Origin of the sequence: Alloalcanivorax dieselolei B5 (assembly GCF_000300005.1) — a bacterium.
GTDB classification, from domain to species: domain Bacteria; phylum Pseudomonadota; class Gammaproteobacteria; order Pseudomonadales; family Alcanivoracaceae; genus Alloalcanivorax; species Alloalcanivorax dieselolei.
On the sequence record NC_018691.1, the window covers coordinates 3,991,326 to 4,003,754 of the forward strand.

Below are 12,429 nucleotides of genomic sequence, written 5' to 3' on the forward strand. Positions count from 1 at the left end.
CCTCGTCACCACCTTCGCGCCCTATTCAGCGGGCACGGAGATACCGTAGGGGACCCCTGCCCATTCCAGCAGAGGAAGGGTCTGCTCCAGGGGCAGTCCCACCACCCCACTGTAACTGCCGGCCAGGGACGCCACCAGCGCGGCGCCCAGCCCCTGTATGCCATAGGCACCGGCTTTGTCCCGGCCTTCTCCACGGGCCACATAGGCGCGCCGCTGAGCCGCGGTGAGCGCCCGGAATCTTACCCGGGTTGTCGACATGGCCGTGCGCGCCTCGCCCTGATGCAACACGCAGACCCCGCTGAGCACCCGATGTTCCCGGGCGCACAGGGCATCGATCATGGCCAGGGCATCGTCATCATCGACGGGCTTGCCGAGAATGCGCGCCTCCAGCACCACCGCGGTATCCGCGCCGAGCACCGCACCGGGCGACGTCCGCAGACCATCACCGGCGCCGGCCTTGGCGCGGGCCAAACGGATCACGTATTGCTCGGGAGATTCATCGGGCAAGGGCGTTTCGTCCACGCCCGGAGCCGGCAGGCGAGTGAACCGGGCTCCCACCTGGGTCAATAACTCGGCTCGTCGGGGCGAACCGGAAGCGAGAAACAGCGGCGTCCCCCGCTGAGGTAAAACAACGTCCGTCATGTCGTCCTGCCATCGGCCTGGTCGATCCGTTCTCAGCGCACCAGAAAACGCAACTGCACCCAGCGCAGCGCGGCCACGATCGGCCGCCACAGCACCGCGCTGGCCAGCGTACTGTAAAGGATCGTATAGGGAGGATAATAAGCGCGCCCCACGGATTCCTGCACCAGATAGGCTAGCAGATTCGAGGAGCCGACCAACAGGAACACCACCGCGGTTTGCTGCAAAGCCGGAAAGACACGCATACGCTTGTAGGCGGCCAACATGAAGTAGGCCCCCAGGCTATAGGCCAGAGCCCATTGACCCAGCGTGGTGCCCACCAGCACATCGTGATACAGCCCGACCACGAAGCCCCACAGCACGCCGACCCGATGCGGCAACGCCAGTACCCAGTACATCAACACCAGCAACAGCCAGTCCGGACGCAACCAGTTCAGGTCCTCGGGCAGCGGCACCACCTCCAGCAGACCGGCGAGGAACAGCGTCACCAGGATCACGCCGGTGCCGGCCGGTTTCTCCTTGCTCATTGGCCTTCCTCCTCCGCCATGTCCGGCGGCGCGTCCCCTTGTTCGTCCTGATCAGCGGGAGCGGGCTCCACCGGTTTGGATTCCACCAACAGCACGTGACTGGCGCGATCAATCTGGGCCTTGGGCCGGGCCAGGATATCGGCGAAGGCGGCGCCGGAGCGGTGATCCACACTGACCACCTCGGCCACCGGATAGCCACGGGGATAGAGCTGTCCCAGGCCGGTACTCACCAGCAAGTCGCCCTGCTGCACATCGGCGGTGTCCGGCACGTACAGCAAACGCAGGGTATTGCCCTGGCCGGTACCGGCCAGAATCGCGCGCACCCCGTTGCGGTTAACCTGCACACTCATGGCATGACTGGCGTCGGTGATCAGCAGCACCCGCGAAGCCAGCGGCCCCACTTCCACCACCTGACCGATCAACCCTTGGGCCTCCAGCACGCCCTGGCCACGGCGCACGCCCTCGCGGGCGCCCTTGTTGATCACGATTTCCTGGCGGTTGGGGTCCGGATCCAGACCGATGATCTCCGCCACCAGCACCGATCCTTCCAGGCTCGCCGAAGAGTTCAGCAGCTCGCGCAAGCGGGTGTTTTCCGCCTCCAGCACCGCCAGTTTCTGCACCCGCTGTTCCAGAATCAGCACCTGACGGTTCAGGCGCTCCTGATCTTCCAGCAGTTCACCACGGCTCTGGGTCTGGCGTGAAACGAAACGGGCGGTGTCCACCGGCAGGTGGGCCAGGTACTGGGCCGGCGCGGTGAGGTAGCCGACCACGTAACGGATCGGCTGTGCCCACGGTGTGCGCTGGTCGAGCACCATCAGCACCACGGCCAGCACCAGCGCGATGAGAAGACGGTAAGTAGGGTTGGAAGAGGACATGGCCGTCGGTTACCAGGACGTTGGCGCCGTGAGGCGCCAACGTCTATCAACCCATGGCCAGCATATCAAGCCCGTGGGTATCCATCATTTCCAGGGCCTTGCCACCGCCGCGTGCCACGCACGTCAGCGGATCATCCGCGATGATCACCGGCAGGCCGGTTTCCTCGCTGAGCAGCCGGTCGATATCACGCAGCAGCGCGCCGCCGCCGGTGATCACCAGGCCCCGTTCGGCGATATCGGAAGCCAGCTCCGGGGGCGAAGCCTCCAGGGCATTGCGCACCACATTGACAATGGCGGCCAGCGGCTCCTTGAGCGCTTCCAGGATTTCCTCGGAATTGAGGGTGAACTGGCGCGGCACCCCTTCCGCCAGATTACGCCCGCGAACGTCGATTTCCAGCACCTCGCCACCGGGATAGGCGGTGCCGATTTCGTGCTTGATGCGTTCCGCGGTGGATTCACCGATCAGCGAACCGTATTCCTTGCGCACATAGGCGACGATGGCCTCATCGAAACGGTCACCGCCAATACGCACGGATTCGGAGTAGACTACGCCGTTCAGGGAAATAAGGGCGATTTCGGTGGTGCCTCCACCGATATCCACCACCATGGAGCCACGCGCTTCTTCCACCGGCAGGCCGGCACCGATGGCGGCGGCCATGGGCTCTTCGATCAGGAACACATCACGAGCCCCGGCGCCGTAGGCGGAATCCTGAATGGCCCGGCGCTCCACTTGCGTGGATTTGCAAGGCACACAGACCAGTACCCGGGGCGCCGGCGGGAAAAAGCCGGTGTCATGCACCTTTTTGATAAAGTACTGGAGCATTTTCTCGGTGACGTCGAAATCGGCGATCACCCCGTCCTTCATCGGACGAATGGCGGTAATGTTGCCGGGAGTACGGCCCAACATCCGTTTTGCGTCGGCGCCAACCGCGGCCACGCTCTTTTGGGCACCGTGATGACGAATCGCCACCACCGAGGGCTCATCGAGGACAATACCCCGACCACGCACATAGATCAGCGTGTTGGCGGTCCCCAAATCAATAGAAAGATCGGTGGAGAACATCCCCCGAATACGTTTGATAACGGACATCCTGGCCAGTTTCCTGAAGTCTCGTCGAGAGGAAAGCGCCGTCTTGATCCCGTTTTCACAGGTGACGGCAAGATGGCGCAACTCTAGCAACGGCGGGCCCATCCGGCAAGGCCGACGGATCGGCCGAAGCGCCGCCGGCGCCCCTGTTTTCATCGTACCGGGAGGCGATCATCCGCAATCCCCGGGGCAAGCGCCCGGATTTGCCCTCCCCGGATGCCGGTTCAGTGGCTCCCCGAGGCCGGTCTGTGGTACTTTTTGCGCCTTCCTGAAGCCGATTTCCGATCCCGTGCCGACGCCACGGCGTACTGATACCGGGCTGTGCTGATTCTTGCGAAGAGAACAACGGAGAGAACCATGGCTATTGATTCCAAGGTGGTCGCTCAAGTCGCCCACCTGGCGTGCCTGCAAGTGGACGACAACGAGACCGCGGCATTGAGCGAACGGCTCAACGACATTCTCGCCATGGTGGACCAGTTGCAGCAGGCCGATGTGGATGGCGTCGCGCCTCTGGCCCATCCCCTGGATGTGAGTCAGCCGCTACGCGACGACCACGTTACCGAACCGGACGTGCGCGAACGGGTCATGCCGATCGCCCCGGCCACCGAAGAGGGCTGCTTCCTGGTCCCCCGAGTGATTGAATAAGACGCCATGCATACCAAGACCCTGACCGAACTCAGAGCCGGCCTGGCCGCCCGGGAATTCTCCTCCCGCGAGCTGACCGAACACTTTCTGCGCCGCATCCGGCAATTCGACGGTGAACTCAACAGTCTGATCACCGTCACCGAGGAGCAGGCCCTGGCCCAGGCCGACGCCGCCGACGCCACCCTCGCCCGGGGCGAAGGCGGACTGCTCACCGGCCTGCCCGTGGCCCACAAGGACATCTTCTGTACCGAAGGCGTCCGCACCAGTTGCGGCTCACGCATGCTGGACAACTTCATCGCTCCCTACACCGCCACCGTGGTGGAAAAAATGGCGGCACAGGGCGCGGTGATGCTGGGCAAGACCAACATGGACGAGTTCGCCATGGGCTCCTCCAACGAAACCAGCTTTTATGGCCCGGTGAAGAACCCCTGGGACCAGGAGCGGGTGCCCGGCGGTTCTTCCGGCGGCGCCGCCGCCACTCTGGCCGCGCGCCTGGCTCCGGCCGCCACCGGTACCGACACCGGCGGTTCCATTCGCCAGCCGGCGGCACTGAACGGCGTCACCGGTCTGAAGCCCACTTATGGACGGGTATCGCGCTGGGGCATGATCGCTTTCGCCTCCAGCCTCGACCAAGCCGGCCCGATGGGCCTGAGCGCCGCCGACTGCGCGCTGATGCTGGGCGCCATGGCCGGCCACGACGACAAGGATTCCACCAGCCTCGACCAGCCGGTGGGTGATTATCTCAACGACCTGAACCAGAATCTGGAGGGTCTCAGGATCGGCGTTCCGGAAGAGTTTTTCCCGGAGACTCTGGACGGGGCCATCGCCGAAAGCAGCCGCGAGGCGCTGCGGGAGCTGGAAAAACAGGGCGCCAAACTGGTGCCACTGTCGCTGCCGAGTATCACACTGTCGGTGCCGGCCTACTACGTGATCGCGCCGGCGGAGGCCAGCTCCAATCTGTCCCGCTTCGACGGCGTGCGCTACGGTCACCGCTGTGACGATCCCGTGGATCTGCTGGATCTGTACAAACGCTCCCGTTCCGAAGGCTTCGGCGAGGAGGTCAAACGCCGTATTCTGGTCGGCACCTACGCCCTGTCCGCCGGCTACTACGACGCCTATTACCGCCGCGCCCAGCAGGTCCGCCGCCTGATCCGTGACGACTTCGCCCGCGCCTTCGCCGAGGTGGACGTGATCATGGGGCCGACCAGCCCGGAGACCGCGTTCAAGATCGGCGCCAAGGTAAATGATCCGATCAACATGTACATGGCCGATGTCTTCACCATCGCCGTCAACCTGGCGGGCCTGCCGGCGCTGTCCATGCCCAGCGGTTTCGTCAACGGCTTGCCGGTGGGCACCCAGGTCATCGGCAACTACTTCCAGGAGGGCCGCATCCTCAACGTGGCCCATCGTTATCAACTGGCCACCGACTGGCACCAACGGATTCCGGGAGCGTTCGCATGAGTTGGGAAACCGTTATCGGCCTGGAAGTGCACGTGCAACTGGCCACCGTCTCCAAACTGTTCTCCGCCAGCAGCACCCGCACCGGCGACGAACCGAACAGCAACGCCAGTCTGATTGATCTGGCCATGCCCGGCACTCTGCCGGTGGTCAACCGTGAAGCAATCCGCCACGCAATCCGCTTCGGCCTGGCCATTGACGCGGAAATCGGCCGCCGGTCCGTGTTCGAGCGGAAAAATTATTTTTACCCGGATTTGCCCAAGGGCTATCAGACCACCCAACTGGCCGAGCCCATCGTCGGCGCCGGCGTGGTCGAGCTGCAACTGGAGGACGGTACTCGCAAGAGCGTGCGCATTCACCACGCCCACCTGGAGGAAGACGCCGGCAAATCGCTGCATGAAGCGTTCTCCGACGAAACCGGGCGGGCCATGACCGGCATCGACCTGAACCGGGCCGGCACGCCGCTGATCGAGATCGTCTCCGAACCGGACATGAGCAACGCGGAAGAAGCCGTGGCCTTCGCCCGCAAGTTGCACGCCATCGTCACCTCCCTGGGCATCAGCGACGGCGATATGTCCCAGGGCAACATGCGTTTCGATGTGAACATCTCCGTGCGCCGTCCCGGCGAACCGCTGGGTACGCGTACCGAAACCAAGAACCTGAACTCGTTCCGGTTCATGGAAAAAGCCATCAAACTGGAAGTGGAACGGCAGATCGATGTGCTCGAGGACGGCGGCGAAGTGGTGCAGGAAACGCGCCTGTACAACGGCGAAACCAACACCGCCCGCGCCATGCGCAGCAAGGAAGACGCCAACGATTACCGCTACTTCCCCTGCCCGGACCTGTTGCCGGTGCTGGTCAGTGAAGAGGAAATCAACGAGCTGCGTGACGCGCTGCCGGAACTGCCGGACGCCCGCAAAGCGCGCTTCGTTGAAGCCTACGCGCTCTCCGAATACGACGCCGAACTGCTCTGCGCCGACCTCGCCACCGCCGCCTACTTCGAAGCGGCGGCCAAACAGGGCGGCGACGCCAAGCTGGCGGCCAACTGGGTGATGGGAGAACTGACCGCGCGTCTCAACGCCGACGACATCGGCATCGCGCAAAGTCCGGTGAGCGCCGAACATCTTGGTGAACTGATCCAGCGCATCAAGGACGGCACTATCAGTTCCAAAATCGCCAAGCAGGTGTTTGACGCCTGCTGGGCCGGCGAGGGCAGCCCGGATCAAATCATCGAGAGCAAAGGCCTCAAGCAGATGAGCGACACCGGCGAGTTGGAAAAGATCGTCGATGACATCATCGCCAACCACCCGGCACAGGTAGAGGATTACCATGGCTCCGATGACGCCAAACGGAAGAAAAAGATCGGCTTCTTCGTCGGTCAGGCCATGAAGGCCACGCAGGGCAAGGCGAATCCCCAGCAACTGAACCAGTTGCTGCAACAAAAACTGAACGGTTAATCAAACCGTCACAGGAGCCGGTTTACGCTGCGGCCCGGGATGGGCCGCCCCGGCGCCCGCACAACAACACGATAATAAGGAAATCACCATGGAAGGTTTTCGTCACGCCACACTATTGTCTGCTCTCGTCCTTCTTTCCTCGTGCGGAGGAGGTGGCGGTGGCGGTTCAAGCAGCCCGGCAACCACCTGGCAAGCCGGCCAGTTCGCCGACGCCGGACAATTCGCCAATCAGTGCCTCAGGCCACGCAGCGGCAACCAGTACCCCGATGTGGCGGGATCAGTGCTGGATGAAAACAACTGGTTGCGCGCCTGGAGCCACGAGACCTACCTCTGGTACGACGAGATCCAGGATCGCAATCCCGGCAATTATGATAACCCGCTGGCTTATTTCGACCTGTTGAAAACGGAAGCCATCACCGCCAGCGGCACGCCGAAGGATCAATTTCATTTCACCATGTCCAGTGACGAATGGAACGCGCAATCCCAATCCGGCGTGGCACTGGGTTACGGCATGCAGTGGGTGATCGTCGATCCTTACCTGCCACGGGACGTGCGGGTGGCCTATCACGATCAGCAAGACCGCCCCGACCTGCCGCCACGAGGCGCCCGGCTTTTGTCCGTCGACGGCGTCAGCATGGAATGGAGCAATGACGTGGATACGCTGAACGCGGGCTTGTTTCCCACCCGCGAAGACGAGCAACATGAGTTCGAGTTCGCATATCCCGATGACAGCCTGCATACCATCACACTCGCCGCCGAAACCATCACCTCCGAGCCGGTACAGAAAGTACAGGTGCTGACCAGCGCCGGCGGCAAACGGGTAGGCTACATGCTGTTCAACGACCACATCGCCACCGCAGAAAAAGCGCTACTGGAAGCGGTGGAGCAATTACAGCAAGGCAATGACATCGACGAACTGGTACTGGATCTGCGCTACAACGGCGGGGGCTATCTCGCGCTGGCCAGTCAGCTTTCATACATGATCGCCGGCCCTGCGCGGACCGCCGGTCAAGCTTTCGAGATCTCCCGGTTCAATGATCAGCATCCGCAAATCAACCCGGTCACTGACCAGCCCCTGACTCCGACGCCGTTCTACCACACCACCCTGGGCTTCTCGGTTCCGGCCAGCGAGCCATTGCCCAATCTGAACCTGTCGCGAGTGTTCGTACTCACCGGCGCCACCACCTGCTCCGCCAGTGAATCCATCATCAACGGGCTACGCGGTGTGGATGTGGAGGTGATTCAGATCGGCGATCGCACCTGCGGAAAACCCTACGGGTTCTATCCCACCGACAACTGCGGCACCACTTACTTCACGATCCAGTTCCAGGGCGTCAACGCCAAGGGCTTCGGCGATTACCCGGACGGCTTCGTGCCCGGCGCCGACGACGGCCAGGCCGGAGTGCAGGGCTGCCAGGTGGCGGACGATTACGATCATGACCTCGGCGACATCAATGAAGCGCGCCTGGCCACGGCCCTGCACTACATCGACACTGGATACTGCCCATCGCCGGTGAGCCGTCATGCCTTAGGCCGATCGTTGACCACGCCGCCCATCGACGATGGCCGTGTCCACAAGGCACCGTGGCGGGAAAACCGCATAATGACTCCGGCCCGGTGACACTATGAGCCCTACGAAAACAGCACTGGCGCTGGGCACTCTGGTACTGCTCGGCGCCTGCCAGTCGCAACCGGCGGGCGGCGACACTCCGGCGCTGCTGTCCGGCACGGAAGCGGACCAAAAGGAACTGCGGGAAAAGATCCGGGACGCCCTGCCGGCGGACAAACCGGTCCTGCTGGCCGATGACGCGCTCACGCGCGACAGCCTGCTGGTGATCGAGCGAGCTCCGCCTCGGGATCTGAGCCGCCCGCCCATCAATGGCCGGAACCTGCAACGGCCGGAGACCTTCCGACTGTTGCTCAATAACCAACGCTGCTGGCTGGAACGGCTTGGCGACGGCAAACGATGGGAGATGGTGGAAGCCTCCTGCATCCCTGCCCCCGGCCGCTGACCAGCGACAGGAGAACATCACCATGACCGATATTTTTCGGGATCGCCTGACCCTGGACATCGCCGATCACATCGCCACCGTTACCCTGGCGCGGGCGGAAAAATACAATGGACTGGATCTGGAGATGCTTCAGGCTCTGGTCGATTGCGCGAAAAAGCTGAGGAAGAACCGCCAGGTGCGGGTGGTCATTCTAAAGGGGGATGGCAAAGCGTTCTGCGCCGGCCTGGATTTTGGCCGCGTCACCAGGACACCCATGAAGATGCTGCTCGCCTTCACCCGTTTCGGCATCAAGAAAACCAACCTGTTCCAGCAAGCCTGCTGGGCCTGGCGGCAACTGCCGATACCGGTCATCGCGGTGACCCATGGCTACTGCTACGGTGGCGGCCTGCAACTGGCGCTGGCGGCGGACTTCCGTATCGCCACGCCGGATTGCGAATTCTCGGTAATGGAAATCAAATGGGGGCTGATCCCGGATATGACCGGCACCGTCACCCTGCGCGAGCTGTTACCCCTGGACGTGGCCAAGGAACTGACCATGACCGGCCGCCGCTTCGACGCCCGTGAAGCGGAACGCCTGCACCTGGTCACCCGGGTGTCCGAGACGCCTGAGCAGGCCGCCCGGGAACTGGCCGAGGCACTGCTGGAACGGTCCCCGGACGCGGTCAGTGCCGCCAAGGCCTTGTTCCATGACACCTGGAATGCTCCGGAAGAACAGGCCTTTCTGCACGAATCCCGGCTGCAGTTCAAGCTGCTGCGCAGCCGTAATCAGCGCACCGCTATGAACGCCAATTTCAAGAAGGAAGCACCACGGTTCGGGCCACGGCAGCGGGATTATTGAGTCTTTACGGCCATCACACGGTGATTGACGTAGCCGCACGTACGACAGCGTCCAGGACGAAACGGCGCACCTCTTCGCTTTCGTAACTGCCCTGGTGGTCGTGTCCCGATGTCACACACAACACTTTTGGGTTGGCCCGGGATACTCCGGCGGCGCCCTCGTTGGCGGGCACGGTGCCATCTCCCGCATCGGTGGGCGAGTCGATCTCGCATCGAACCCGTTCATTGAGCCCGTCATCAATGCTACGCTTCGGGCGACCGCCCCAATTGAAGCTGACGGCCCAGTCGGCGGGGTCCCCCGCAATCGGCAAAGCCGGCCGTTCCTGCCAGGCCTGAGGCAGATTGCCCGGGCCGCCCCTCATGGCCTCCATTGGCGTTGCCACCCAAGTGACGGTACCCCAGATTCTGTATTCGCCATCCCGACCGTAATGCGCGTAAGTTTCGGGGTGAAACCCGGCGTTCCCCAAAACGGCATGATAGCCCTCCGCCTTGGCAAGCGCCTTGACATGATTGGGAAGTGCATCCGGCAACTGGGCAGGATTAAGCCAGTCCGGATTAATCGCGCGCCACCACTCTCGCCCCGCCCGATATATCTCGCCATAGGGATTGCCTGACTCCGGCAGGCTTTTCATGGTGCCACCGGCGGCCGACTTTATAAAAAGCCAGGGGCGCCCCTGGTTGTACAAACGATTTGGAGCAAGCTCCAAGGGACCAGGAGCATGGGCCAGAACCGGTGTCGTCTCCCTTGCCGTCTCGCCCAGGACCTGGGCGGCCATGTACCCGGTGATCCCGCCGACAAACCCTTCTCCCTCTCCGAATCCGCCACCAACAAGCCGCTTATAGAACAACGCGGCGCCATCGGTCGGCATCACGCCATGAATAACAGCATGAATCTTGTCCCTCGCGCCCGCGAACTCGGAGGCCGCCCGCGCCACCAGCCCCCCCATCGAGTGCGTTACCAGAATGACTTTCTCGCAGACATGGCGGTCCTGGTACTGACTGATAATCGCCTCGATCCTCCGGGCGACATCGGCGCCGGAGTCCAGATTTGAATCCAGCCAGTTGTAACCCAAGGCATGGACAGGGAAATAAATATCGAGCAGTTTCCTGACCTGATCTTCCTGTAATTGACTCACGCTCCCGGTAGCGCCCGCCGGGGCGGTCCCTGACAACGACAGCAGCTCACTCAGTACCGCGTTGGGACTGCCTGACTCCATGGCCCCACCATTCAACCGTTCTTCAAGCCAGTCGACAAAAGGACCATATGAGTACCAACTGATCTGCCCCCATCCCCGTGCTCTTGCCTTGGCCAGTGCCAACCGGGATTGCTCGGTCCTCCCGCTCGGATAGTACCTTCTTCCCCTTGCGGTCTGGCGCCCGTCCCGACCCTCGACGATCTCCCCGCCATCGTCGACTTCCACGGATTCCTTGTTCAGCAACAATTGTCTTTCCGCGGGCCCTCTGCCCAACCATGCAAAGGGGCCTTCGCTTCGACTGAACTTGGCCTCCCTGTCCACATCCCAGATTCGATCGCCGGCCTGTGCCAATCGTCGTCTGACCGGTTTCCCTCTGATAACCGCGTTCAGGTGAATATCCCGCTTGGCTCGCAGGTTGCTCCCCATCACTCCGGGCAGGAAGACAATGGGCACGGCCACGGCCGGAGGCGCCACCACCTCATCCGCGGCCTCGTCGGATGCCGAGGACATGGCATGGGAAGATGAAGGAACCCCGTCCTCATCAACGGAGGTTTGAATCCGGCGTGTCTCGACCATAATCAACAATCCCTGTTTTGAGAAAAAATCCGGAAAGCAACGGCTTCGATCAGTACAGTTGGAATTTCGCGGACGTCAGCACCGCATCCCACAGGGCGAGCATCCTCTCCTCGGAAGAGCTGTCTTCACCGCTTTGCCTGGTGTTCATTTCCACCACCGCGCTCTGCTCAGTCAGCGCTTCATCCATCCATAAAAAGGTATAAAGCACCTGGCCATCATTCAGCTCTTTTTTCCAGACTGCCTCTCCCCCTTTTACCCCGCCGATCTCGCGCCTGCTCTCTCTGAGCACTTCAAATTCCCTGGGGTAGTCCGCCTCTTGTTTGATATCCGGGTCCGCCTGAGCCTGCTTCCGATATTTCTCTTGCTCCAGTTCCATGCTTCCCACCGCGGTAGCCAACCGCGGATCAATGCCTTCCGTTTCCGGAACAGCCTTGCCCCCGCCCAACCTGGCGTAGCTGACATACAGGTCCCAGCCCGGCTGTCCGGGCACGGACACCGTCACATCCGTTGCCACGCCTACGTCATCGGAGGTCAAGGAGGCCCCGTCAATGCAAAACCCTCCCGATGCGGATTCATCACCGGGCTGCCGGGTGGAAAACTGTGAGAATATGCGGGCGAACCTGGCCAGATCCTCTTCCACCTGGCCGAAATGAGAGCCGGAATCCAGGTAATACCCTGTGCCTGAACCCTGACCACCTTCAACCCAAAAGTATCGGTCCATTTCCACCACCTCGGTTTGGAACGCGTCCTCCCGATACAGTAAAATGGCGCCACTCTCTCCAAAGGTGCGAAACGCCACCAAGCGGTTCGCCTCGGAATGGTGGGGCAACGCGGCCACTTCGTTCTTTCTTGCCTGAACATAGTCCATGAAGGCGTCTTTACTCAGCCCTTTCAGCCTCTTCAGATCGGCGCCATCCACCGTTGCGCTCCATGATTTCACGCCCTTTTCCGGCAGCCCAATACGCATGTGCCCCACGCACTCAACGGTCAGGGGAATTTGATTCATAAGCGCATAGTCCTTGGTTTCACTTTCGGATGGGCCACAGCCGGCCAACAGCATCGTCAGCGCTATCACTACCAGTCCCAAAACAGACTTTCTCACAACGTCTCCGTACCGATC

At 62.1% G+C, this 12,429-nt stretch carries 12 protein-coding genes; 6 read left to right on the top strand and 6 right to left on the bottom strand.

Annotated elements, in window-relative coordinates; genetic code table 11:
* Window positions 1–21: 21 nt before the first annotated feature.
* From B5T_RS17740 to B5T_RS17755, 4 genes are read right to left on the bottom strand one after another with little or no spacing between them, the layout of a single operon-like run.
* A complete protein-coding gene (locus B5T_RS17740) occupies window positions 22–642 on the bottom strand; it encodes a Maf family protein (RefSeq protein WP_014995919.1) in 621 nt (206 codons plus the stop codon).
* A 32-nt stretch (window positions 643–674) separates the two neighbouring features.
* Window positions 675–1,166 (bottom strand): rod shape-determining protein MreD, encoded by a 492-nt coding sequence (mreD, locus tag B5T_RS17745; RefSeq protein WP_014995920.1) that lies wholly within the window; start codon window positions 1,164–1,166, stop codon window positions 675–677.
* Window positions 1,163–2,041, bottom strand: coding sequence for a rod shape-determining protein MreC (gene mreC, locus B5T_RS17750; RefSeq protein WP_014995921.1), 879 nt, complete (start codon window positions 2,039–2,041; stop codon window positions 1,163–1,165). Before mreC ends, mreD begins: the two co-directional genes overlap by 4 nt.
* Before the next feature lie 46 nt (window positions 2,042–2,087).
* Window positions 2,088–3,131, bottom strand: coding sequence for a rod shape-determining protein (locus B5T_RS17755; RefSeq protein WP_014995922.1), 1,044 nt, complete (start codon window positions 3,129–3,131; stop codon window positions 2,088–2,090).
* A 354-nt stretch (window positions 3,132–3,485) separates the two neighbouring features.
* On the opposite strand from B5T_RS17755, the gene gatC reads away from it, so the two are divergent.
* From gatC to B5T_RS17785, 6 genes are all read left to right on the top strand, one after another.
* Window positions 3,486–3,773 carry an Asp-tRNA(Asn)/Glu-tRNA(Gln) amidotransferase subunit GatC gene (gene gatC, locus B5T_RS17760; RefSeq protein ID WP_014995923.1) on the top strand — a complete coding sequence of 96 codons (288 nt, stop codon included), beginning with the start codon at window positions 3,486–3,488 and terminating at the stop codon, window positions 3,771–3,773.
* A 6-nt stretch (window positions 3,774–3,779) separates the two neighbouring features.
* On the top strand, window positions 3,780–5,234 hold the full coding sequence (gene gatA, locus B5T_RS17765; protein WP_014995924.1) for an Asp-tRNA(Asn)/Glu-tRNA(Gln) amidotransferase subunit GatA: 1,455 nt from the start codon (window positions 3,780–3,782) through the stop codon (window positions 5,232–5,234).
* A complete protein-coding gene (gene gatB / locus B5T_RS17770; RefSeq protein ID WP_014995925.1) occupies window positions 5,231–6,688 on the top strand; it encodes an Asp-tRNA(Asn)/Glu-tRNA(Gln) amidotransferase subunit GatB in 1,458 nt (485 codons plus the stop codon). Before gatA ends, gatB begins: the two co-directional genes overlap by 4 nt.
* An 88-nt stretch (window positions 6,689–6,776) precedes the next feature.
* Window positions 6,777–8,309 (top strand): S41 family peptidase, encoded by a 1,533-nt coding sequence (locus B5T_RS17775; protein WP_014995926.1) that lies wholly within the window; start codon window positions 6,777–6,779, stop codon window positions 8,307–8,309.
* A gap of 4 nt (window positions 8,310–8,313) precedes the next feature.
* Complete coding sequence (locus B5T_RS17780; RefSeq protein ID WP_014995927.1) at window positions 8,314–8,700, top strand: hypothetical protein; 387 nt, start codon at window positions 8,314–8,316, stop codon at window positions 8,698–8,700.
* Window positions 8,701–8,722: 22 nt separating this feature from the next.
* Window positions 8,723–9,538, top strand: a complete 816-nt coding sequence (locus tag B5T_RS17785; RefSeq protein ID WP_014995928.1) for a crotonase/enoyl-CoA hydratase family protein — start codon at window positions 8,723–8,725, stop codon at window positions 9,536–9,538.
* 13 nt (window positions 9,539–9,551) lie between these two features.
* Here B5T_RS17785 and B5T_RS17790 read toward each other — a convergent pair whose 3' ends face one another.
* Window positions 9,552–11,309: an esterase/lipase family protein gene (locus B5T_RS17790; RefSeq protein ID WP_014995929.1), complete on the bottom strand. Its 1,758-nt coding sequence runs from the start codon at window positions 11,307–11,309 to the stop codon at window positions 9,552–9,554.
* A 49-nt stretch (window positions 11,310–11,358) separates the two neighbouring features.
* The gene (locus tag B5T_RS17795; RefSeq protein WP_148279293.1) at window positions 11,359–12,411 is read right to left on the bottom strand and encodes a T6SS immunity protein Tli4 family protein; all 1,053 of its coding nucleotides are present in this window, start codon (window positions 12,409–12,411) and stop codon (window positions 11,359–11,361) included.
* Between the last annotated feature and the right edge of the window lie 18 nt (window positions 12,412–12,429).

Bases quoted from the DNA above. Each gene is read 5' to 3' on its own strand.
- B5T_RS17775 (WP_014995926.1), top strand. From the start codon at position 6,777: ATGGAAGGTTTTCGTCACGCCACACTATTGTCTGCTCTCGTCCTTCTT.
- B5T_RS17790 (WP_014995929.1), bottom strand. From the start codon at position 11,309: ATGGTCGAGACACGCCGGATTCAAACCTCCGTTGATGAGGACGGGGTT.
- gatB (WP_014995925.1), top strand. From the start codon at position 5,231: ATGAGTTGGGAAACCGTTATCGGCCTGGAAGTGCACGTGCAACTGGCC.
- B5T_RS17755 (WP_014995922.1), bottom strand. From the start codon at position 3,131: ATGTCCGTTATCAAACGTATTCGGGGGATGTTCTCCACCGATCTTTCT.
- B5T_RS17740 (WP_014995919.1), bottom strand. From the start codon at position 642: ATGACGGACGTTGTTTTACCTCAGCGGGGGACGCCGCTGTTTCTCGCT.
- B5T_RS17785 (WP_014995928.1), top strand. From the start codon at position 8,723: ATGACCGATATTTTTCGGGATCGCCTGACCCTGGACATCGCCGATCAC.
- mreC (WP_014995921.1), bottom strand. From the start codon at position 2,041: ATGTCCTCTTCCAACCCTACTTACCGTCTTCTCATCGCGCTGGTGCTG.
- B5T_RS17780 (WP_014995927.1), top strand. From the start codon at position 8,314: ATGAGCCCTACGAAAACAGCACTGGCGCTGGGCACTCTGGTACTGCTC.
- gatC (WP_014995923.1), top strand. From the start codon at position 3,486: ATGGCTATTGATTCCAAGGTGGTCGCTCAAGTCGCCCACCTGGCGTGC.
- mreD (WP_014995920.1), bottom strand. From the start codon at position 1,166: ATGAGCAAGGAGAAACCGGCCGGCACCGGCGTGATCCTGGTGACGCTG.
- gatA (WP_014995924.1), top strand. From the start codon at position 3,780: ATGCATACCAAGACCCTGACCGAACTCAGAGCCGGCCTGGCCGCCCGG.